Source organism: Ruegeria sp. BB1 (assembly GCF_056539465.1).
On sequence record NZ_JBQFVB010000002.1, the window covers coordinates 144,788 to 167,174 of the forward strand.

A 22,387-nucleotide genomic window follows, 5' to 3' on the forward strand; every position below is an offset into this window, starting at 1 on the left:
TCTGGAGGGACTTCTTAGCCAGCCACATCGCCAAGGGAAAGAGGCTTTAGCGTGCCTGCGCCTGTTCGGCCAAAGCCTGCAGGTCGTCGTGCAGGGTCTTGGCAACCTCGACATAGCCACGTTCGGTGTTGCGGGCCCGCGCGGCAAAGCGCCGTTGCGACGGCAGACGCGCGCCCTGATCGGTGATATCGGCGAACAAACGCTCGGCCCGCGCGTCATTCTCATCGACTCGACCGCCGCTGAATTGCGCAGGATCGAAGGCCAGAAGGATTTCCCCGTGATAAGGTGCGCCGCCGGCGCCATCGGCGAATTCCATGCTTTCCAGACTGGTCAGATCATCGATTAGCGGACCGGCCAGCAGTTCGATCATAATCGACAGGGCCGAGCCCTTGTAGCTGCCAAAGGTCAGCATCGCGCCGTCCATCGCGGCCTGTGGATCGGTGGTCGGGTTGCCGTGTTTGTCGATGGCGACACCTTCGGGCAGGGGCTTGCCTGCGCGGCGGTACAGTTCTATCTCTCCCCGGGCAAAGGCGCTGGTGGCGAAATCGAAGGTAAACGGGTCTTTGTTCTGGCGAGGCCAGCTGAAGGCCAGCGGGTTGGTGCCAAGGCTGCCGCGCGTGCCACCGGCGGGGGCGACCCAGGCGTGGCTTGGGCCCATCGCCATCGCCGCCAGACCAACCGCGGACAGACGCTCCACCTCGGGCCAGAGTGCCGAAAAATGGAAGCACCGGTTGATCGCCATGGCGGCGATACCTTGGGTGCGGGTTTTCTCGATCAAAACCGGCAATGCTTTTTCGAACGCCAGCAGGGACATCCCTCCCTGCGCATCAACCCGAACGACTGCGTTTTCCGACGGTTCAAGGATTGGATCTACATGCCCGTCGATCTGACCCGCATTTATCGTGTCGGCGCACATGAACAGGCGGAACAATCCATGTGATTGGCAATCGTCGATTTGACAGGTGGTTAGCGTATCGGCGATCGCTGCGGCATGATCCGGCCCGAAACCAGACGTGGTCAAAATAGAAAGGCTGAGGTCTCGGACTTCGTCCAATGACAGTTTGACCGTTTCGCTCATGCCCTGCGTCTCCCTCATCGTGACTGAGACAAGGGATAGCGTGGCAGAGCGGGCAAAGGGAACCCGGTTTTCGCCGGGTTCGGGATCAGCCCTGCGCTTCGGCCTGCAGATAAGCGATCAGGTTGGTGATATCTTCGTCTTTTTTCAGGCCGGAAAACTGCATCTTGTTACCGGGAATCGTTCTGCGCGGGTCAGAAAGGAACGCGGTCAGGGTGTCAGCGGTCCAGACAATGCCCGACTCTTGCAATTGGGCCGAATACCGGAACCCGTCCGCCTGTCCGGCTGTGGCGCCGATAACCCCGTGCAGTGACGGACCGACAGTGTGGCGGTCTTGCTCGAGCTTGTGGCAGGCGCTGCATTTGCGGAACACTTTCTTACCCGCCTTGATGTCTCCTTCCACTGCGGCGACGGCAGACGGGGCAGCAGGGGCAACCGCAGCCTGTTCGCCATCCAAGTTGAAGATCAGCCGGGCCGTCACCGGAACCGTGCGAGTGATGCCGGGCAGGCTGGCCAGCTCCATCAGTTTTTCGACCCCAGCATTGACGCCTGCGTCTTCGGCGCTGATGAACACCATGTCGTTGGTCGACACCATCACCGAGGACTCAGAAAGGCGGGCCACAAACATCTCGGCGTCGAAGGCCACATCCGTTCCAGCCAGGGACAACACGGCCTCGGTATCGACGGTGGTGGTTTTGCCAATACCCAGACTTGAGACTTCGGCCATGTCAAACGTGGCCGTCAGCGCCGCAGTACCTGCTTTGCGAAACACGTACTCGATCATGCGTTCGTTACGGATGTCGATATTGGTCTCGACCGAGAACAGGTCGATCTGAATCTCGGCCTTGCCGTCCGGGCTGACATGACCGCTGAGGTTGGTGAAGGAATTGACCTCGCCCACGGTGTCTTTCTTGATGGTCCCATAGGCCAGATGCGATCCTTCGGGGACAAGGGTCCAGCCGTCCGCCAGCGCCGGGGTTGCAACAATTGCCGACGCAATCGTGACTGCCTTCAACAGAAGTTTCATTTCTTTCCTCCTCGGGTTATGTCAGTCCTGACCCCGCGGGCCCGGTCCGTGGAAAGCAAACACACACAGGTCGCGATTTATTCGATGGGTGGTGAGATTAGTTCGGAACAGGCCGTGCGCGGCGCGATCCAGATGCATTCGAAACGCGTCTGGCGGTTTGGGCTGGCACTGTCCGGCGCATCCGACGTGGCCGACGATCTGCTACAATCCACATGTCTGCGCGCGTTGGAACGACACCACCAGGTCACGTCACATGACCGGCTGGATAGCTGGCTGATGACGATCTGCCGCTCGATCTGGTTGAATGAGGTGCGGTCGCGTTCGGTTCGCAAGGCGCAGGCGCTGTCCGTGACGCCCGAAGCAGACTTAATTGCACCCGGAAACGATTCAGAAACGAATATTTTCGCCACTGAAGTGTTTACACAAGTGATGCAGCTGCCAGAGGCGCAGCGGGAGACGGTCGTGCTTGTGTTCGTCGAGGGCTATAGCTACCGCGAAGCTGCCGCGTTGCTGGAGGTGCCGATAGGAACTATCATGAGCCGGTTGTCCAATGCCCGGCAGAAACTGAAAACTGTGATGCAGCATGAGGCGGCAGACACCGTTCGACGGAGTGGCAAATGAAGTTTTCCGATGAGACGCTGTTGGCGTATCTGGAAGGCAATCTGGATGAGGCCGAAGCCGCCGCGATCGAAAGCGCGGTTGAGGCGGATCCCGCATTGGAACAGCGCCTGATGGCGCTGGACCCGTTCGCACCTGTGGTGCAGGCGGTTTTCGAACGTGTGCCAGTGGAAACGCCCCAGGTTGATTTGCCACAGCCGGTGGCCCCGGTCGTGCGAGCCGGTGGTGGGCTGCGTCTGCTTGCCGTTGCGGCTTCGGTCGCGGTCGTTGCTGCGTCGGCGACCTTTTGGGCGACCCGTCCAGAGCCGCTGGGCTGGGTTCAACAGGCAGCGATTTATCAGTCGTTGTATGTGCCAGAGACGATTGTGTCGCTGGACAGTTCCTCTCAGGCTTTAGACAAGCAGTTCGCGCAGGCTGAGGCACAGCTGGGTCGGTCGTTGAACCGCGAAGAGCTTGAAACCCTGCCGGGGATGGAGCTGAAACGCGCGCAGGTCCTGTCATTTAAGGGCAAGCCGTTGGTTCAGGTGGTGTTTGCCGATGCGGAAGGTCTGCCTTTTGCCTTTTGTGTCATCCGACAGGGTGAGGGCGCGCCGAACAAGGATGTGCAACAGGCCGTGCTGAGCGGTCTGGCCACAGCCAACTGGGCGCAGGACGGATATGGCTACATGCTGATCGGGAGTAACGATCAGACCGATCTGAGCGGTCAGCTGGATTTTCTTACTGAAAGTTTTGCGGGTTAAACGCGTAATGCGCAAAAACGCCTTGTGAAGCGAGGCAAATCCTCGAAATATAATGGGTATGAAGAAAAAGCCCGTCATGCCTGATCCGGATGAGGACGCCGATGCGGTAGGCCCACCCAGTATCTATGATGTGGACCCGCCCGAAGACGATGACTTGTGGTTTCTGCCGCCCGAGGATGAAGAGGCGGTCGAGGATTTTTTGCCCCCGGGCCCGAAAGTGGATCGCCGTTTGCTGTTCGATCCGCGCGATTGGCGTGCGGCTCAGGCCGAGCTGTCTTTTGAACTGGCCGACCTGGCGGCAATTTTCGGTGCTTTGGATGAGAGGTTGCGGGCCGGGCCGGATGGATGGACGCATCGGCTGGCGCTGATGGATGTATCCGATCTGGGCTGGTGGACCGGGGACCGGATCAGTGTTGACCGGCTGGCGTTGTGGACCGGTCTGCGGATCGGTGCAACCGGTGATGACGTTCAGGCTTTGTTTCGGGCCGGTTGGGCGGTACGGCGTTTAACTTCCGGACCGGGCCCGTCTTCGGATGGATGGGAAATTGGCCTGACCGCCTTTTTGGATCGCATGGCGCAAGGTATCGAAGACATCCCCGAGGCAGTGGCCGATCTGGCCGAAGTGATGCGCAATGCCGAAGGCTTGCATCCGGTGACACAGGCGGCCATGGGGTTCCATGCCTGGCGCGCGCTGTCTCAGGGGATCGGGCAGGATACCGAAGCCGCAATTATCGCGGCCCGCCACGCGGCAACGATGGGGCGGGGCGGGGCGACGTTCATGCCTTTGGCGCTGTCCGGTCCCGGGGCACTACGCGGGGTTGGCGAGGTAGACGAAAAGCTTTCGGCCTGGATCAGAGGGGCAGGGCAGGCAACCTTAGCCGCGCTGATGCATCTTGATCGGGTCAGCGCTTGGGAACAACGCGCGCGCGAGGCAACCAGCGGGCTGAGCGGGCGGACACCGCCTTTGTTGATCGACGTTCTGACTGCCTGGCCCATGGTTTCGGCCCCACTTGCCGAGGAACTGACAAAAGCGTCACGTGCAGCTGTACAGCGCAATATCGACCGGTTCACCCGGCGCGGCCTGATCCGCGAGGTGACAGGGCAGGGGCGTTACCGGGTCTGGACCGCCGCATTGTGATCCAGCAGCCATTCGCGAAAGGCACGCGCCGGTGGCCGCAGGGCTGCGCGGGATGGATAGACCAGATGGTAGGTTTCGTGACCTGCCACTTGAATGTCGGGCAGGCAGGGGACAAGGCCCGACATTTCCATGATCCGATCTGATGCGGGCGCGCGGGCCAGTGCGATGCCACCGCCGCTGGCCGATATCTCGGCCGCTATCAGGGAGTTATCCGCAAAGAAAAACCGCGCCTGACCTGTCGGCAAACGTAAGGTCTCGAACAGATGCAGCCAACTGGCGCGGTGAGTCGAAACCTCGATCAAAGGGAAACGGAACAGATCTTGGGGGTGGTGAATCTGATTGGCGATATCTGGCGGGGCTACGGGATAAAGGCGTTCATGCAACAACACATCACTGTCCGCGCCATAGAGCGTCGGATTGCCGAACACGATCTGCAAATCGGTGAACTGGTTGGCGAAATCTGAAACCAGATTGCCAGTGGTCAAGGACAGGCTGATCTGCGGATGCGATGCGTGAAAGTCTGGCAACCCACCGGCCAGAATGCCGTGCGCATAAAGCAGAATGGATTGCACAAACAACCTCTGTTCCCGCGTTTCACCGAACAGCCCCGTGGTGGCGGTCTCCAACATCAGCAGCGATTGTTGAACCGACGGCAGATAGGCCCGCCCCGCCTCGGTCAGGGTTACGGCATGGGCGTGGCGGTGAAACAGCGGCGTGCCCAATCGCGTTTCCAGCGCTTTCACCTGCTGGCTGACGGCTGCAGCCGACATGTTCAACTGCGTGGCCGCGCGGGCAAAGCTTTCGGTGCGGGCGGCGGCCTCGAACACGCGCAGCCAGTTGAGGGACGGGATACGGGACGACATGAGAAGAGGCTAAGCTGAACTTAGTCTAACGGGCAAGAGGTTGTGCGCTGACCTTGTGGCGTTCCGGCCTATCCTGCGTGAACCAGCATTCAAGAGGTGCCTCATGCCGCAAACAGCTAACTCACCCCACGCCCTGACGGTGAACCAGTCCAAGAAATACTGGGAAGACGGATTTCTGTTCCCTCTGACGATATTTTCTCCAGATGAGATCGCCGAAATCCGCGCAGAGTTTGAACGACTCGAGACCGACTGGCTATCTGCAGATCTGCCTTTGCCATTGAACACCTACAAACGTGTAAACGCACATCTGGTCATACCTTTGGCCGCGAGGGTGGCACAGGACCCGCGGGTATTGGATGTGGTTGAAGGCGTATTGGGGCCGGATATCATGGTCTGGTCCGCCGAGTTTTTCGTCAAAGAGGCCCATACCGAACACACGGTGGGCATGCATCAGGATCTGACCTATTGGGGCATGGGTGAGACACCGGATCAAGTGACCGCCTGGATCGCGCTGTCCCCGGCCACGGTCGAAAGCGGTTGTATGGATTTCGTACAGGGCAGTCATAAAAACCCGATCCTGCCGCATAACGACACCTATTCCGACACCAACCTGTTGTCGCGCGGGCAGGAAGTCGCCGTTGATGTCGCAGACGAAGACAAAACCCATATCGAACTTGTCCCTGGGCAATTGTCGCTGCATCACGGGCTGACTATTCATGGCTCGGGTCCGAACCGATCGGGTGATCGCAGAATTGGTCTGGCGATCCGCTATCTCAACCCTAACGCTCGGCAACTGGTTGCGGACCGAGACTATGCCATGTTGGTGCGCGGTCAGGACGAACGGTCAAACTTTGTTCATGTCGCCCCCCCGAGCGCGGCGTTCTCTGAACAATCGCTGGCTCTATATGAACAAGTACGCCGGGATCAGAGCAAAGCGCTGGCGGATGGTGCTAAAAGCGATGTGCCGCTCTACGGGACGTCCTGACGTTAAATAGTGACGTATACGCAGGCTGGCGGTTAATAGCCGCCAGTATTTTCAGTGATTTAATGCGTTGGGTTGCATTCCGCGAGTTCTTGCTGTTTCTGAGGTGGAAAAGATGCACACAGTATTTCGTGGGAAAATAAGATGACGAAAAAGGCGTTGATTACAGGTATTACCGGGCAGGATGGGTCCTATCTGGCCGAATTCCTGCTGGAAAAAGGGTATGAAGTTCATGGGATTAAGCGCCGGGCGTCGTCCTTTAACACGCAGCGGATCGACCACATTTATCAAGATCCTCATGACCCCAACCCCAAATTGCACCTGCATTACGGCGATCTGAGCGACACGTCGAACCTGACGAGAATCATTCAGGAGGTGCAGCCGGACGAAGTTTACAACCTGGGTGCGCAGTCGCATGTGGCGGTCAGCTTTGAATCTCCGGAATACACGGCAGATGTAGACGCCATCGGAACCCTGCGCCTGCTGGAAGCGATCCGTTTTCTGGGGCTGGAGAAAAAAACGCGGTTCTATCAGGCGTCCACGTCCGAGCTGTATGGTCTGGTCCAGGAAACGCCGCAACGTGAGACGACCCCGTTCCACCCCCGTTCGCCATACGCGGTGGCCAAGCTGTATTCTTATTGGATCACCGTCAACTATCGCGAAGCCTATGGTATGTATGCCTGCAACGGCATCTTGTTTAACCACGAAAGCCCGCGCCGCGGCGAAACCTTTGTGACCCGCAAGATCACCCGCGGTCTGGCCAATATCGCGCAAGGTCTCGAAGATTGCCTGTACATGGGCAATATCGACAGCCTGCGGGATTGGGGCCACGCGAAAGACTACGTGCGGATGCAGTGGTTGATGCTACAGCAGGACAATCCCGAAGATTTCGTAATTGCTACCGGCGTGCAATATTCGGTCCGCCAATTCATCGAATGGTCCGCTGCCGAGTTGGGTATCACGTTGGAATTCTCGGGCGACGGCGTGGATGAAATCGCAACCGTCACGTCGATTGAAGGGGAAAACGCGCCGGCCTTGAAACCTGGCGACGTGATCATGCGCATCGACCCGCAATATTTCCGCCCGGCCGAGGTGGAAACACTGCTGGGCGATCCCTCGAATGCGAAAACCAAGCTGGGCTGGGAGCCCGAACTGACCGTGCAGGAAATGTGCGCCGAAATGGTTGTCGAAGACCTGAAAACCGCGAAACGCCATGCGCTGTTGAAAGAGCATGGTTACGAACTGCCGGTAAGTCTGGAAAACGGCTGAGGAACACGACATGCGCAAGATTTACGTAGCAGGTCACCGCGGCATGGTAGGTGGCGCTATTCTGCGGCGTTTGCAGGATCGTCAGGCAGCCGGCGAAGCGCTTGAGTTGATCACGCGTACACATTCCGAAGTAGATCTGACCGATCAGGCCGCCGTGCGCGACTTTATGCAGGCTGAACGCCCGGATGTCGTGATCCTTGCTGCTGCCAAGGTGGGGGGCATCCACGCCAACAATACCTATCCGGCGGATTTCATTTACGACAACCTGATGATCGAATGTAATGTGATCCATCAGGCCTTTGCCGCTGGGGTGAAACATCTTCTGCAATTGGGCAGTTCGTGCATCTACCCGCGTGCCGTGCCACAGCCGATGCGCGAGGATGCGTTGCTGACCGGAGTGCTGGAACCCACAAACGAGCCCTACGCTGTTGCCAAGATCGCCGGGATCAAACTGTGTGAAAGCTATAATCGGCAACACGGGGTCGATTACCGCTCGGTCATGCCGACAAATCTGTATGGTCCGGGTGACAATTTCCACCCCGAAAACAGCCATGTTCTACCCGCCCTGATCCGCCGGTTTCATGAGGCGCAGCGCGATGGTCTGGACGAAGTGGTGATCTGGGGCACCGGCAAACCTCGCCGCGAATTCCTGCATGTGGATGATATGGCCGAGGCGTCGCTGTTCGTGCTCGACCTGCCGCGCGATGCTTATGAGGCAAACACCCAACCGATGCTGAGCCACATCAACGTGGGCTGTGGCGAGGATATTTCGATCGCGGAACTGGCGGCGTTGGTGGCAAAAACAACCGGCTATACCGGTCGGATCACGCAGGATGTCAACAAACCGGACGGTACCATGCGCAAGCTGATGGATGTGTCCCGTCTGGCCGACATGGGCTGGCGCGCGCGCGTAGGGCTGGAAGACGGCATTCGCGAAACCTATGCCTGGTTCCTGGATCAGGCAGCGGCGGATTTGAGGGCTAAGTAACTGCTCAGGTCGGGACCCGGGCAGTTCGTTCCGTCAGAACCAGCGGCCAATGGCAATGGCCGTTGGTGTCCGCGCCGTCGCATCGCTGTTGGTGGCCAAAATCTTGAAACCTACCTGCGTTTCGGTCGGGGCTTCAAAGCCGATGAACCGATTGCTGGCCCCTCCGCTGCCACTGACCGAAATGGTTGAACCGGTTGCAAAAGTCATCGGGAAGTCCCAAACAGCCGCGCCGCTTGCGAAAAGCACGCCATCAGCATTTATACAGCCCGTTGCGGGCAGGGTGACGGTGCAAATCTGCGTTCCATCCGCAAAACGCACGTAGTCGCCATTGGGGGTTGAGCCCCGCTCGATCACCGCTCCGTCTGGTACACCGCCATTTTCGGAAACGGACCCTAACAGGTTGCCAGGGCCATAACCGTAGTCAGCCCGCATCAGGCGCCCGGGTGTGATATCATCAGGGCTGGCCTGAATTGCCGCGCCATCTGCAATGCCGGTCGTGGGGTCAAAGCTTAGTGCGTCAGTCCAGTTGCTGCCATCGGGAGAGACTTTGATGGAAAAGCCTGTAGTGCCCGACAAACCCATCTCGGCATGGCCGGTCCAATTGGACTGAAACAGTAAGGACGCGGTGTCGCCTGCACCGGCCTTGTTGATTTTCAGCTGGTGCCCACCGCCTTCGTGGCTGAGCAATGTGGCCGGAGATCTTACCGACAGGCGGTTCGTGCTGTCATAGCTTGTGGCGATACCCACTCCGTCCAAATTCTGCGTCGCCACCGGGGGATCGATCCAGGCCCCACCGTCCCAGACTTTCATTTGACCGGTGCTTTCATCCCATGCGCGCCAGCCTGTGCCGGGCGCGGCGAAATACCAGGCGTTGTCCAGCCAAGTAGCCAACATTCCGGCCTGACCCGTCCAATCCCCTGTTGGTGCGTTGCCCAATGCGTGAACTTCGCCCTGGTTTGGAACGGCAGGTGGAGTCGACGCGTTTGTCGAGGCCAGGCTCAGTTGGGTAACCACATCCAGCTGTCGCAGCGCCTCGTTATGGGTGACGTGTTTCTGGGCCTGTGAGGGTTGCAGAAATGGAAGGTTCAATCGGGGTGAATTTTGTGGCACGGGCGTCCTCCTGTGGCTGTCGGTCCGACAATTGCATTGCGCGCCACATTGCCTTTTGGTGGATGAATCCCGTCTGACCGTGCCGGACGCCCGAAAAACCAATTGCTAACTTTTCAGAAGCATCAAAAAAGCCGAGGCGCTGAGCGCCCCGGCTTGTGGAAATGCCGTGCCGAGGAAAACCCCGGTCGATGTGTCGTCAGAAGTTGTTACTGAGCAGCCTGATCCGTCGCCACAACGTCACGCAGATACTGGCTCAGATCCTCGCGCAAGTCCTGGCGGGCCAGCGCAAAGGCTACCGTGGCCTGCAGGAACCCTGATTTTGAGCCGCAGTCGAACCGCTGTCCGTTGAATTTGTACCCAAAGACCGGCACGCCATTGCCAATATCTTCGGCGATCGCGTCGGTCAGTTGAATCTCACCACCGCTGCCTCTTTTCAATTGGTTCAGATTGTACAATACCGACGGCCCCAACACGTAGCGGCCGATAACGGCCAGATTCGAGGGCGCATCCTCGGGCTTGGGTTTTTCGACCATGCCGCGGGCGCGTACGACCGTTCCGATATTTTCACCTACGTCCAACACACCGTAAGCGCTGGTCTTGTCTTCGGGAACCTCCATGGCCGCCACCATGTTCCCGCCGGTTTCCTCATAGGCTTCGATCATTTGCTGCAGGCAAGGCTTGTCGGCGGCAATCACGTCGTCTGGCAACATTACCGCAAAAGGCTCGTCGCCGATCAGGCGCCGGGCGCACCAGACCGCGTGACCCAGACCCAACGCTTTGTGCTGACGGATATAGGCAATCGCGCCACTTTCCATATTGGTGGCGTTCAGCGTTTCCAGCAGGTCTTCCTTGCCTTTGGCTTTCAGCTCCTGCTCAAGCACCAAGTTGTGGTCGAAATAGTCTTCTAGTGCAGACTTGCCGCGAGAGGTCACGAAAATGAATTCAGTGATGCCGGCGGCACGCGCTTCGTCGATGGCGTATTGTACCAACGGGCGGTCGACCAACGTCATGATCTCTTTCGGGACCGACTTTGTCGCGGGCAGGAACCGCGTACCAAGCCCTGCGACGGGGAAGATCGCCTTTGTGACCTTACGTGTCATTTGACCTCTCAAGTTACTAAAACAATGTCTGACTGTTAGCGTACTACGCGGGTCTCTTAGGCGCTGTGGTCCGAACAATCAACGCTCTGTAACAACCAACGTATCATTTGCAATGGATGGTGCCACCCGGTGCGGTAGAAGTCAAAACGATCGGGATTTACCCTGCGCGACATTGCGGATTTCTGCCCTTATCTGCAGCAGAAACGGATATCTGCCTGCCATAGATTCGCCTTGCCGACAGTTGCCGTAATCACTGGGTCCAATTCAAACCCCGAAGCCGGGTGAACGGCTTCGGGGCAGCAGGGTCAGGCCCCGTTCATGATGATTTCCAGCGGGTCGTGTTCGGCCACGAAATGATCCGGCGTCACCTCGCTCAGCTGCGGCACATAATCGGTCTGACCTGCGGCCAACCGGCTGGGAAGAAACCGCAATGCGGCTTTGGGATCCATGGGTGAGGGCAGTTCACCAGGCAGCTTCAACCGCTGTCGGCTGCGTTCCACATCCGGGTCCGGGATCGGCACCGCCGAGATCAGGGATTTTGTGTAAGGGTGGATTGGATCAGAACAGATCACCTCTCCATCCCCCAGCTCGACTATTCGGCCAAGATACAGAACCATGATCCGGTTCGAGACCGCACGTACCACAGACAGGTCGTGGCTGATGAAGATCATCGACAGGCCGAACTCTTGTTGCAGTTCGCGCAACAATTCCACGATTTGCGCTTGAATGGACACATCCAGCGCCGAAACCGCCTCATCACAGATGATCAACTTGGGTTTATTGATCATCGCCCGTGCAATGCCGACCCGCTGGTTTTGCCCGCCGGACAGCTCATGCGGATAACGGTTGATCATGTTGGCCTTCAGACCAACCCGTTCCATCATGTCGGCGACCATTTCCTTTCGTTCCCGATCCGTCAGATCGGGACGATAGGTCTTGAGCGGTTCCGCGATTGAGGCCGAGATCGTCATCCGCGGGTCGAGGCTGGCCAGCGGGTCCTGAAACACGATCTGCAAGTCTTTGCGGTATTTGTTCAGCTCGGCCCGTTTTAACCCGACAATGGGATGGCCCAGCCAGCTGACATTGCCACCGCTGGGCTCGATCAGTTGAAGAACCGCCCTTGCTAGAGTGGATTTTCCACAGCCAGATTCGCCTACAACACCCAGTGTTTCACCTTTGCGGATGTCAAAACTGACGCCATCGACCGCCTTCAATGGCACCTTGCGTCCAAATATGCCACCCGGCACGTGGATCGGGAAATGGACCTTGACGTCATCAACTTTCAATAGCGGGTCTTCGACCTTGTCCAAAGCCTTCGGCGCATCGCCAGCATCGATCCGCGGCATCGCCTCTAGCAGAGTACGGGTGTATTCGTGCTGCGGTGCGCGGAAGATTTCGCGCGTGTCTCCGGCCTCGACAAACTGACCCAGACGCATGACCTGAATGCGATCGCACATCCGCGCAACAACGCCCATGTCATGGGTGATCAGGGCAATCGCCGTGCCTTCGTCCTTTTGCAGGCGCACCATCAGGTCGAGAATGTCGGCCTGCACAGTGACGTCCAGCGCCGTGGTCGGTTCATCCGCGATCAGCAGCTTGGGATTGCACAGCATCGACATTGCAATCATCACGCGCTGACGCATACCGCCCGACAATTCGTGCGGGTATTGATCCAGCCGCCGTTTTGCCTCGGGGATGCGGACGCGATCCAGCCATTCCAGACAGCGAGCCCGAGCGGCGGACCCTTGCAGCCCTTCATGTACCTGCAGAACCTCTCGCATTTGCTGACCGATCCGCAGATGCGGTGTCAGCGCGGTCAGTGGGTCCTGAAAGATCATGCCGACATCATCGCCACGGATCTTGTTCAGCTTGTTGATAGGCAGGTTCAGGATTTCCTTGCCGTTTAGAGTAGCGGACCCCATGGCCCGTCCGGCAGGCGGCAACAATCCCATCGCGGCCATGAAGGTCTGGCTTTTGCCTGACCCGCTTTCACCCACGATGCCAAGGCATTCGCCCGGATTGATGTCGAAACTGATGCCTTTGACGGCCTCGACCACACCATCGGGCGTATTGAACTGGACGCTCAGGTCCTTAACAGAGAACAGGCTCATATCAGCGATCCTTCGGGTCCAGAGCGTCACGCAAACCATCGCCGATGAAGAACATCGAGATGATGATGGCGACATAGATTGTCAGCGGGTACATCAACTGCCACAGCGTCCCGTAAGCCATCGTTCCTGCGCCTTCGGCAATCAAACGACCCAAGGACGTGTAGGGTTCCGAAATGCCCAATCCAAGAAACGAGATGAAGCTTTCCATCAGGATCATTTCCGGCACCAACAACGAGGCATAGACGATTACCACACCCAAAAGGTTTGGCAGGATATGGCGATACATGATGGTGAACTCGCTGACACCAGCAGCGCGGGCAGCCTCGATGAACTCGCGGTTTTTCAGGGTCAGGGTTTGCCCTCGAACGATCCGCGCCATGGTTAGCCAGCCCACCGCGCCAAGTGCGATGAACAACATGAAGAACGACCGCCCCGCCACGACGAGCAGCAAGATGACGATCAATGTGGCCGGGATCGCCAGCAGGATGTCGACAAACCGCATCATGACACCGTCGGTGCGCCCGCCGATATATCCGGCGGCGATACCGTAGCAGGTTCCGACAATCAGTGCGGTTGCCGCCCCGATAAGCCCGACCAGCAGCGATGTTGTAGTGGCCTGAATGACGCGGCTGTAAAGGTCGCGTCCCAGATCGTCGACGCCGAAATAGTGCCCGGTTTCGATTGAGGGCATGCCCATGCCAGCCACGTCCCCCATAACGTTCCAGTCGATTTCCTCGTTGCTCCAGACGGCGAAATATGGGCCAAAGATTGTGAACAGGACGATCATGGTCAGAATGAAGACGCTGGCCATTGCGGCTTTGTTTCGAACAAAACGCATCCGTGCGTCTTGCCACAGCGAACGTCCCTGAATAACCGTATAGTCGGTTACGTCTCCGGCCAGCTGAGCGGCTTTTTGTGATTTTCCAAGCATTGCCAGCCCCTCAGTACCGGATTTTCGGATCGAACCAGGCATAGGCCAGGTCGGTCAGCAAGTTCACGACAACGGTCAGCGCGCCATAAAGGATCGTGACGCCCAACAGCACGGCATAGTCCCGCGACAGGGCCGAGCCGACATAGGCCTGACCTAATCCACCGGTCGAGAAATAGATGTCGACAAAGACAGAACCGGTCAGCACGTAGACAAAGACCGGCCCAAGATAGGACACAACAGGCAGAAGGGTCGGCTTCAACGCATGGCGCCAGATCACGGTTCTGGTCGGCAGGCCCTTGGCACGCGCGGTGCGTATGAAGTTCGAGTTCAGAACCTCAAGCATCGACGACCGTGTAATCCGTGCAATTGACCCCATGTAGGAAGTCGCCAGCGCAATGACCGGCATGATCAGATATTGCCACTGACCACCATTCCAACCACCGCCGGGCAGCAGCCCCAGCCACAGGGTGAAAGTCAGGATAAGGATCGGGCCCATGATGAAGTTCGGTAGCGCCTGCGCAGCAATGCCCAGACCCACGGCGAAATAGTCGATCCAGCTGTTGTGCTTGATTGCGGCGGCGATCCCCAGACCCACACCAACGGTGGTAGCAACCAGGAACGACAGCGACCCATAGGTCAGCGAGATTGGAAAACCCTGTGCGATGATGTCGTTCACATCGCGGTCCTTGAACTTGAAGGACGGGCCGAAATCGAAATGCACGACGATGTTGTAGAGGTAATCCCACAACTGTTTCCACAGCGGTTGATCCAGCCCATAGCGGGCCTCGATATTGGCCAGAACCGCCGGTGGCAGAGGCCGTTCCGAGGTAAAGGGCCCACCGGGCGCGAAGTGCATAAGAAAGAAACAGGCGACGATCAGCAACAGGATCGTCGGTATGGCGACCAGCAGTCGCCGCAGACTATAGGCAAGCATTTCATGCCCCCATGTTTATTGGCCCTGCCCCGGTTGCATCCGGGACAGGGCGAGGTTCAAAGACGATTACTCGGCGCGTTTGTAGAGGTTCTTCGAGTACCAGTTCTGCTCGACGTTGTTGATCGGCCAGTTCCCTACGTCGGTGTCCATCATGTAGACGCCGGCATAGTGGTAAATCGGGATCACAGGCGTTTCCTGTGCAATGATCCGCTCTACCTCGGTGTACAGAGGTGCAGGATCGTCCGAGGTTTTGGCTTCAGCCAGCAGTTCGTCAACGCGGGCATTGTTGTACTTGCCGTCGTTATAGCCTGATTGCGATTGCAGCAGGTCCAGGAAGGTGGAGGCCTCGTTATAGTCGCCACACCATGCGCCGCGGGCCAGATCGAAGTTCTGGTTGCCGCGCTCTTCCAGGAAGACTTTCCATTCCATGTTGGCCAGCTCGACATTCACGCCCAGTTTCTGTTTCCACATCTGGCTCAGCGCCACGGCGACTTTCTTGTGATCTTCGTTGGTGTTGTAGACCATCTCAAAGCTCAGCGGATTGTCGGGGCCGTAACCGGCACCGGCCAGCAGTTCTTTAGCCAGTTCATCCCGCTCGGGCTGAGTCATCGAGGCCATCTCGACCTCGGGGACCGTGAATCCAGCGGTCGCTTCGGGAGCGAAAGTGTAAGCCTGCGGCTGGCCACCAGCCATGACTTTTTCGGTGATGATCTCGCGATCAACGGCCAGTGACAGTGCCTGGCGGACATTAGGGTCCTTGAACGCTTCGGGACCGTCTTCCGTCAGGTTGAATGTGTAATAGTAGTTACACAGGCGCGGGAAGCTGATGGCCTGATCCGGGTGTTCCTGGCTCATGCGGGGAAACTGCCCTGCGGGAACTTCGGTGCGGTCCAGTTCGCCAGCCAGATAGCGGGTCAAAGCGACGTTTTCGTCGTTGATGACCAGCGTCACGACTTTGTCCAAGATCGTGTTTTCATTATCCCAATACATCTCGTTACGTTCACGGACCGAGCGTTCCTGCGGCAGGTGTTCGGTCCAGATATAGGCACCGTTCGAGACGATGTTTTCGGGCCGGGTCCAAGCGTCACCATGTTCCTCGATCACTTTCTGCGGGGCCGGGAAGGTGGTGGAGTGCGTGGTCATCTGCGGGAAATAGGGCAGGGGCGCGCTCAGAGTGACTTCCAGAGTGTGATCGTCGAGGGCTTTGACGCCCAACTCGTCAATAGGCTTGTTCCCGGCAATAATTTCAGCAGCATTCTCGATCGACATCAGCTCCATGAACCAGGCATAGGGCGAGGACAGTTCGGGATCGACAGCGCGTTTCCAGGCATAGACAAAATCACCTGCGGTCACCGGGTCGCCATTCGACCACTTGGCGTTGTCGCGCAGTGTAAAGGTATAAACATCCTTGGTGTCGTTGGTGGTGTAACCGGTGGCAACGCCAGGAACCAGGTTGCCGTCTTCGTCCTGGTTCATCAGACCTTCGAAAAGGTCGCGGGTGATTTCGGCCCCATAGGTATCTTCGACAACCTGCGGGTCGACCGAGCTGTGTTCATCGCCAAGGCGGTAGATAAAGGTCTGGTCATCCGCCAGCGCTTCGCCGGTTGTAGGATGGGTGCCTGCAGCAAAGGCGGCCCCGGTGATCATGGTCGTGGTCAACAACCCCGCCAGAGATGTACGAATATACTTGTTCATGTTTTTCTACTCCCGTTTTTAGGGGTCCGGCACGCGCATCCTTTCAGGATGGGTACAGGCCACCTTGTTTGTCCGACCCTGAACAAGACCAGGACGGGTTCGAATTTTGCTTTTTCAGAGCGCAAGGAACACCGCGTCGCAGTCTTTCGGTTTGCAGTCGGGAACGTGTTTGCGAAAGTCGCCTTTCACTGCCGGTGAAGGTGGCATTATTTCAAATCGGGATAAAGATGGTGCCCACAATTTAAGCAACTACAGGTGGATCGTGAACGAAATGGACGTAGGTTGGGAAATTTAATAATGAAACTTCATCGTTTCTTGACATTTTCGTGAAGGTCACCCCGCAAACTTGACGCCAAGGAAGCTCGATTCACATCAAATTTGCAGCGAATCGCTACTGCGTCAGAGCGGATTTCATGCTGGTTTCTGGGAAGCAGGTCGGGCTGCGCCCCGTCACTTGTTGCCAGCGCCCAATCGAGCGGCGAGTCTTGAACCCCGGCAATCCATCCGCACCACCGACATCATGGCCCTGGTTTTCCAACGCCCGTTGCATGGCTGCGATATCTGACCGGTACAAGGTATCAACCTTGCCCCAGCGGGCTTTGAAGTCCCCAACGCCATACTGAATGCGGTCTCCGACATGGCCCACGAACAGAGCGTAGAGATCGCTTTTGTTGTAATCCTTGAGAACGTAGAAATTCGGCGTGACGATAAAGGCGGGTCCCTTGCGTCCAGCTGGCATCATCAGAAACCCCTCACCCGGCAGTTCGTGTGGTGGAAATGGCTTGCCAGATACGCGGGTGATCCCCATGGCAGCCCAGTCCTGAATAGGTCGACCCTGATCCGGTCCTTCCAACGCACAGGTTATCTGGGTTGGAACCGTGACCTCGAACCCCCAGTCGCGTCCGGTGACCCAGCCATGTTGCGACAGGAAATGCCCGATGGAGGCGATTGTATCTTCGGCCGAGCCCCAGATGTCGGACCGCCCGTCGCCATTTCCGTCCGCGGCAAAGGTCAGGAAGTTCGAAGGCATGAATTGCGGTTGACCCAACGCGCCCGCCCAGCTGCTTTTCAACGTGCCCGTTGGGGCGTGGCCGGCCTCGGCAATTTGCAGTGCGGCGATCAACTCGTCGGTGAAATACGCGGCCCGGGTACTCATGAACCCTTTTGTCCCCAACACCTGAAAGGCATCGTGGCGGATGGGTACTTGGCCATACCCGCTTTCCCGGCCCCAAATGGCCAGGATGATCCGTCCGGGAACCCCGGTTTCCGCCTCGACCCGCGCCAGGGTCTTGGCGTGACGCCGCGCCATCTGCCGCCCCGTAGCAGTTGCACCCTGAACGGAACCGGCACTGAAGTATCGGCCAGGTGATCCAAATTCAGCCTGTTTTTGCTGTTTGGGTGTCTGAGCAGAACTGCCCGGCGGCACCAGATCGGGCAACTTCCAGTTGAGCGTTACCCCATCAAAGGCCCGCTGCATGGTTGCGCGTGAAACACCTTTGGCCTTGGCTCGCGGCCAGACTGTATCCTGCAGCCATGCTTGAAACTGGCGTTCCACCGTCGCGCGATCCTGTGCGCTTGCACTTGTCGTAAGGCACCAAAGGCCGAGGGCGAGAATAATCCAACGCATCACCAAAATGTCTCACCCGGCTGCGATGCCAAGTCAACCGCATCATCGAAGGCGATTTGCACGATCCTAATGCTGTGGTTGTTCAGGCAGGGCGTGAAACAATCGACGGTTTTGGAAAAAACCTTGAGAAAATCTGTGACTCTGCCGATAGTTGGCCGAAACGAAGGCTTAAGAGGACTATCAGGCGTGGCCTTACTCAAACCTTCAGCAATGGCATTGGTGATCGCGGTTGTTGTGACCTCGGCACAGATGGCGTGGGCAAGCAACAGCTTCATGGACCCGCAAGGCCCTATTGCGGCGGTTCAGAAAACCCACCTGCTGCGGGCGACTGTTCTGATCATGATCGCCGTATTGCCGGTTTTAGTATTGGTGCCGCTGATCGCCTTGCGGTACCAGCGGCGCAAGGGTAGCGCGGCAGAGTACCGGCCCAAATGGGATTTCTCGGGCAAGCTGGAATTTGCCATGTGGGGCGTACCGGTCGTGATCGTGGCGCTGCTTTCGTTTTACCTGTGGAAAGCCACCCACCGGCTGGACCCTTACGCCGCTCCGTTCGGTGAAACACCCGCGCTGAACGTGCAGGTTGTTGGCCTCGATTGGAAATGGCTGTTCATTTACCCCGATCTTGGTATCGCCACCGTTGGAGAGTTCGGCATTCCTGTCAAACAGCAAGTGGCGATGACGCTGACGACGGATACGGTGATGCAATCCTTTATGATCCCTGCCCTGGCGGGGCAGATCTACGCGATGCCGGGGATGACGACTCAGCTGCATCTGGTCGCCGATACGCCTGAGACGATGCAGGGCGAAAACACGCAGTATAATGGGCGGGGTTTTACCAAGCAGAAGTTTCTGACTCAGGCGATGCAGCCCGAAGACTTCAATGCCTGGGTTGAAAGTGTTCGCACCCATGGGATCCCTCTGACCGAAGACACGTACAGAACGCTGGCCATGCGCACGGATCGGGATGAGGTACAGGCAGCATTGGGGACCTCACTGATGCCACTCAATGCGCTGTATTTTACGCTGGAGGACGGTGATCTGTTCCAGTCCATTTTGCACCGCTATCACGGTGGGCAACCGTTGCCACGCGATCAACAACCGGGAACCACTGAATATGGGCAAGAGGGCGCGCAATGACCGAAACAGGATTCTTTGGCCGCCTGAACTGGGATGCCTTCCCGATCACTGGTCTGATCCAAAACCCTAACGCAAACGAAATTGTGGCCAACGCGGCGGCGGCCGTGGTGATAGTAGGCGTCATTGTCGTGGTCGGATCACTGACATGGTTCCGCCTGTGGGGGCCTTTGTGGCGCGACTGGCTAACCAGCGCAGATCACAAGAAAATCGGCATTATGTACATCGTCTTTGCCATCGTCATGCTGGCGCGCGGCGTGCTTGAAGGCGTTGTCATGCGCGCCCAACAAGCAGCCGGGCCGGGCGATGGTTTCCTTGAGGCCGAACACTTTGCCGAGTTGTTCAGCACCCATGGCACGATCATGGTGTTCTTTGTCGCCGTGCCCTTTGTCTTCGGGCTCGCGAATTACCTTATTCCACTGATGATCGGTGCGCGGGATGTGGCCTTTCCGGTAATGAACCAGATCAGTCTGGGCCTGACCGTCTCGGCGGGCATGATGCTGATGGTGTCGCTGGTGGTTGGCAATTTCTCGACCGGCGGGTGGACAGCCTATCCGCCCTATACCGGTGCTGCCTTTAACCCCGGCGTGGGGCCGGACTACTGGATATGGGCCATTGTTGTCTCAGGCATCGGTACCACGCTGACGGGGATCAACTTTGCAGTCACGATCTATAAGCTGCGGGCGCCGGGGATGAAGTTCATGCGGCTGCCAATGTATTGCTGGACAATCATCAGCAGCTCGATCCTGATCATCTTTGCCATGCCGCCGCTCGGCGTGGCCGCACTGATGCTGGCGGCGGATCGGTATCTGGATTTCCATTTTTTCACCAACGACCTTGGCGGCAACATGATGAACTATGCCAACCTGTTCTGGCTGTTCGGCCACCCCGAGGTCTATCTGCTGGTTCTGCCCGCTTATGGTATCTATTCCGAGGTTTTCGCCACATTCTCGGCCAAACGGCTTTACGGATACAACTCGCTAGTGATTGCCACAATGTGCATCGCGGTGCTGTCCTTTACCGTCTGGCTGCACCATTTCTTTACTATGGGCCAAAGCGCTCTGATCAATGCTGTGTTCGGCATCGCCACCATGCTGATCGCCATTCCAACCGGGGTGAAGGTCTATGACTGGATGGCGACTTTGTATCGTGGCCGTATCAGGTTTTCGGTGCCGATGCTGTACGGTCTGTCCTTTCTGATGTTGTTTGTGATTGGTGGCTTGTCGGGTGTGATCCTTGCCAACCCGACGGTCGATTATCAGGTGCATAACACTCTGTTCCTTGTGGCGCATTTCCACAATGTTCTGTTGCCGGGCGTACTGTTCGGCCTGCTGGCCGGATACAATTACTGGTTCCCCAAAGCTTTTGGGTTCCGGCTGAACGAGCGTTGGGGGCGCATCACAGTGGTATTGTGGACGGTTGGGTTCATGCTGACTTTCCTGCCGCTTTATTTCGTTGGCCTCATGGGGATGCCGCGCCGGTCGTTCAGTTGGGAAGACCCCAGTTTCCACCCCTATATGATCATCGCCGTCATCGGCGCGCTGGTGATCTTGTCGGCGCTGTTGGCGGTGGTTATGCAATTGTGGGTCAGTATCCGCGACCGGGAAAACACCCGCGTACCAGTCGGCGATCCGTGGGATGCGCGCACGCTGGAATGGTCGATCCCGTCGCCGCCGCCGCCCTACAATTTTGCCGTCATCCCGCAGGTGACGGATCGGGATAACTTTGCCGCCGCAAAGGAACGGGGTGAGGCCTATCCGACACCTGATGAGTACGAAGATATCTCGATGCCGCGCAACACTGGGATCGGGTTCATCCTGTGTGTACTCAGCGGAGTCTGGATGTTCGCATTGGTCTGGTGGATCTGGTGGCTGGCCGCACTGGTAACTGCTCTGATGTTGCTGTCCTTTGTCCTGTGGACCTTCCGGCTGGACACAGAAGAGGTCATCCCCGCCGAGGAGGTTCGCAAACAACACGAAGCCTGGCTTGATTTGGTGCGCAGCTCTGCACCTGTGGATCGCGATCATGAAATCGCTCCGGAAAATCGCGGCCTTGCCCGCCCTGACCTGGAGGCAGTGACATGAAGCGCGCACCGACGCACAGCTATCCGGGGCTGAACCTCGGCCGGCGGCATGCAAGCGCGGACCAGGCCGCCGAGGTCGTCACTTTCGGATTCTGGGTCTTTCTGATGAGCGATCTGGTCTATTTCGGCCTGATGTTCGCCATCTACATCACCATGATCGATGCACAGGCTGGCGGACCCGGCCCGCACGAGCTGTTCGATCTGAGAAGCATCTTTGCCCAGACGATAATCCTTTTAACCAGTAGCCTTACCGTGGGGCTGGCAATGCTGGCGCTGAAATACAACCTGCCCAGATGGCGGATCGTGTTCTGGTTCTGCGTGACGCTGGTTCTGGGACTCAGCTTTCTGGTGCTGGAAATCCGCGATTTCGTGGCGATGACCGAAAAAGGCGGTGTCCCTCAACGCAGCGGGTTTCTATCGGCCTTCTACGGTCTGGTGCCGCTGCATGGGTTGCACGTGGCTGCTGGGTGCTTGTGGTTGATCGTGTTGGGCATTCAGCTGCGCCTGTTTGGCTTGACCGATCTGCTGATGTCGCGCGTGGTGCGGTTGGCATTGTTTTGGCACTTTCTCGACCTGATCTGGATCGGGATTATCACCATCGTTTATTTCGGAGGGCTGACCTATGGATAAGCGCAGCGAGATGCACCGGCGCGAGCGTCGGCGCTACATAATTGGCTATGGTGGCTCGCTTTTGCTGACAGGGGCGGTGTTCGCGATAGCCTATAAATACGGCATCGAGACCAAGGGGGTTTACCTTTCAATCGCGTTATTGGGGTTGGCGCAACTGGTCGTGCAACTGGTTTATTTCTTGCATATTGATCGCCGCCGCAGCAGCCGGGAAGACCTGGATTTGATCCTTTTCTCCACGCTGGTGCTATTGATCATCATCCTTGGGACTGTCTGGATTATGGGCAATTTGGCGGTGCGAATGCACACATACCCGATGTAGCGAATTGTATAAG

At 57.7% G+C, this 22,387-nt stretch carries 21 protein-coding genes; 10 read left to right on the forward strand and 11 right to left on the reverse strand.

Translation table 11 applies throughout. The features are described 5' to 3' along the window. Positions 1-46: 46 nt before the first annotated feature. Both ACR0AL_RS08460 and ACR0AL_RS08465 read right to left on the reverse strand, forming a co-directional pair. A complete protein-coding gene (locus tag ACR0AL_RS08460; RefSeq protein WP_480662655.1) occupies positions 47-1,078 on the reverse strand; it encodes an Ldh family oxidoreductase in 1,032 nt (343 codons plus the stop codon). A gap of 85 nt (positions 1,079-1,163) precedes the next feature. Continuing rightward, on the reverse strand, positions 1,164-2,102 hold the full coding sequence (locus ACR0AL_RS08465) for a c-type cytochrome (protein WP_480647342.1): 939 nt from the start codon (positions 2,100-2,102) through the stop codon (positions 1,164-1,166). Positions 2,103-2,150: 48 nt separating this feature from the next. Between ACR0AL_RS08465 and ACR0AL_RS08470 the strand changes: the two genes are divergently transcribed. Genes ACR0AL_RS08470 through ACR0AL_RS08480 form a run of 3 tightly spaced genes read left to right on the forward strand, consistent with a single transcriptional unit; the run spans position 2,151 to position 4,598 of the window. After that, positions 2,151-2,723 carry an RNA polymerase sigma factor gene (locus ACR0AL_RS08470; RefSeq protein WP_480647344.1) on the forward strand — a complete coding sequence of 191 codons (573 nt, stop codon included), beginning with the start codon at positions 2,151-2,153 and terminating at the stop codon, positions 2,721-2,723. Next, on the forward strand, positions 2,720-3,460 hold the full coding sequence (locus ACR0AL_RS08475) for a hypothetical protein (protein ID WP_480647346.1): 741 nt from the start codon (positions 2,720-2,722) through the stop codon (positions 3,458-3,460). The genes ACR0AL_RS08470 and ACR0AL_RS08475 overlap by 4 nt, the downstream gene beginning before the upstream one ends. A 58-nt stretch (positions 3,461-3,518) precedes the next feature. Further along, the gene (locus ACR0AL_RS08480) at positions 3,519-4,598 is read left to right on the forward strand and encodes a helix-turn-helix domain-containing protein (protein WP_170377159.1); all 1,080 of its coding nucleotides are present in this window, start codon (positions 3,519-3,521) and stop codon (positions 4,596-4,598) included. On the opposite strand, the gene ACR0AL_RS08485 is transcribed toward ACR0AL_RS08480, so the two are convergent. Then, a complete protein-coding gene (locus tag ACR0AL_RS08485; RefSeq protein WP_170394828.1) occupies positions 4,571-5,461 on the reverse strand; it encodes a LysR family transcriptional regulator in 891 nt (296 codons plus the stop codon). The genes ACR0AL_RS08480 and ACR0AL_RS08485 overlap by 28 nt on opposite strands. A gap of 103 nt (positions 5,462-5,564) precedes the next feature. Here ACR0AL_RS08485 and ACR0AL_RS08490 point away from each other — a divergent pair, with 103 nt between their 5' ends. The 3 genes from ACR0AL_RS08490 (at position 5,565) to fcl (ending at position 8,700) form a co-directional block, all read left to right on the forward strand. Next, positions 5,565-6,446 carry a phytanoyl-CoA dioxygenase family protein gene (locus ACR0AL_RS08490; protein ID WP_480662657.1) on the forward strand — a complete coding sequence of 294 codons (882 nt, stop codon included), beginning with the start codon at positions 5,565-5,567 and terminating at the stop codon, positions 6,444-6,446. A gap of 141 nt (positions 6,447-6,587) precedes the next feature. Next, positions 6,588-7,712: a GDP-mannose 4,6-dehydratase gene (gene gmd / locus ACR0AL_RS08495; protein WP_170349978.1), complete on the forward strand. Its 1,125-nt coding sequence runs from the start codon at positions 6,588-6,590 to the stop codon at positions 7,710-7,712. Positions 7,713-7,722: 10 nt separating this feature from the next. After that, complete coding sequence (gene fcl / locus ACR0AL_RS08500) at positions 7,723-8,700, forward strand: GDP-L-fucose synthase (RefSeq protein WP_170349979.1); 978 nt, start codon at positions 7,723-7,725, stop codon at positions 8,698-8,700. Positions 8,701-8,733: 33 nt separating this feature from the next. Here the strand turns inward: fcl and ACR0AL_RS08505 are convergent, their stop codons facing one another. The 8 genes from ACR0AL_RS08505 to ACR0AL_RS08540 all read right to left on the reverse strand — a co-directional run bounded on the left by ACR0AL_RS08505 (position 8,734) and on the right by ACR0AL_RS08540 (position 18,483). After that, complete coding sequence (locus ACR0AL_RS08505) at positions 8,734-9,810, reverse strand: DUF2793 domain-containing protein (protein WP_480662659.1); 1,077 nt, start codon at positions 9,808-9,810, stop codon at positions 8,734-8,736. Positions 9,811-10,016: 206 nt separating this feature from the next. Beyond that, positions 10,017-10,910: a UTP--glucose-1-phosphate uridylyltransferase GalU gene (gene galU / locus ACR0AL_RS08510; RefSeq protein ID WP_170349981.1), complete on the reverse strand. Its 894-nt coding sequence runs from the start codon at positions 10,908-10,910 to the stop codon at positions 10,017-10,019. A 305-nt stretch (positions 10,911-11,215) separates the two neighbouring features. Then, a complete protein-coding gene (locus tag ACR0AL_RS08515; RefSeq protein ID WP_170349982.1) occupies positions 11,216-13,021 on the reverse strand; it encodes an ABC transporter ATP-binding protein in 1,806 nt (601 codons plus the stop codon). Position 13,022: 1 nt separating this feature from the next. Then, positions 13,023-13,952: an ABC transporter permease subunit gene (locus tag ACR0AL_RS08520; protein WP_170349983.1), complete on the reverse strand. Its 930-nt coding sequence runs from the start codon at positions 13,950-13,952 to the stop codon at positions 13,023-13,025. A gap of 10 nt (positions 13,953-13,962) precedes the next feature. Beyond that, positions 13,963-14,886 carry an oligopeptide ABC transporter permease OppB gene (oppB, locus tag ACR0AL_RS08525; protein WP_170349984.1) on the reverse strand — a complete coding sequence of 308 codons (924 nt, stop codon included), beginning with the start codon at positions 14,884-14,886 and terminating at the stop codon, positions 13,963-13,965. Positions 14,887-14,952: 66 nt separating this feature from the next. Then, positions 14,953-16,581 (reverse strand): peptide ABC transporter substrate-binding protein, encoded by a 1,629-nt coding sequence (locus ACR0AL_RS08530; protein WP_170349985.1) that lies wholly within the window; start codon positions 16,579-16,581, stop codon positions 14,953-14,955. A gap of 391 nt (positions 16,582-16,972) precedes the next feature. Beyond that, positions 16,973-18,208, reverse strand: coding sequence for a lytic murein transglycosylase (locus tag ACR0AL_RS08535; RefSeq protein WP_480647353.1), 1,236 nt, complete (start codon positions 18,206-18,208; stop codon positions 16,973-16,975). Then, entirely contained in the window at positions 18,208-18,483 is a 276-nt protein-coding gene (locus tag ACR0AL_RS08540; protein WP_480639259.1) for a hypothetical protein, read from the reverse strand. Before ACR0AL_RS08540 ends, ACR0AL_RS08535 begins: the two co-directional genes overlap by 1 nt. Here ACR0AL_RS08540 and ACR0AL_RS08545 point away from each other — a divergent pair. The 4 genes from ACR0AL_RS08545 to ACR0AL_RS08560 are packed head-to-tail and all read left to right on the forward strand — an operon-like array spanning position 18,482 to position 22,374. Next, the gene (locus tag ACR0AL_RS08545) at positions 18,482-19,345 is read left to right on the forward strand and encodes a cytochrome ubiquinol oxidase subunit II family protein (RefSeq protein ID WP_480662661.1); all 864 of its coding nucleotides are present in this window, start codon (positions 18,482-18,484) and stop codon (positions 19,343-19,345) included. The two genes, ACR0AL_RS08540 and ACR0AL_RS08545, sit on opposite strands and share 2 nt — an antisense overlap. Further along, positions 19,342-21,426: a cbb3-type cytochrome c oxidase subunit I gene (locus ACR0AL_RS08550; protein WP_480662663.1), complete on the forward strand. Its 2,085-nt coding sequence runs from the start codon at positions 19,342-19,344 to the stop codon at positions 21,424-21,426. The genes ACR0AL_RS08545 and ACR0AL_RS08550 overlap by 4 nt, the downstream gene beginning before the upstream one ends. Continuing rightward, positions 21,423-22,055: a cytochrome c oxidase subunit 3 gene (locus ACR0AL_RS08555; protein WP_170349988.1), complete on the forward strand. Its 633-nt coding sequence runs from the start codon at positions 21,423-21,425 to the stop codon at positions 22,053-22,055. Before ACR0AL_RS08550 ends, ACR0AL_RS08555 begins: the two co-directional genes overlap by 4 nt. Next, positions 22,048-22,374 (forward strand): cytochrome o ubiquinol oxidase subunit IV, encoded by a 327-nt coding sequence (locus ACR0AL_RS08560; protein ID WP_170349989.1) that lies wholly within the window; start codon positions 22,048-22,050, stop codon positions 22,372-22,374. The genes ACR0AL_RS08555 and ACR0AL_RS08560 overlap by 8 nt, the downstream gene beginning before the upstream one ends. Positions 22,375-22,387: the final 13 nt, after the last annotated feature.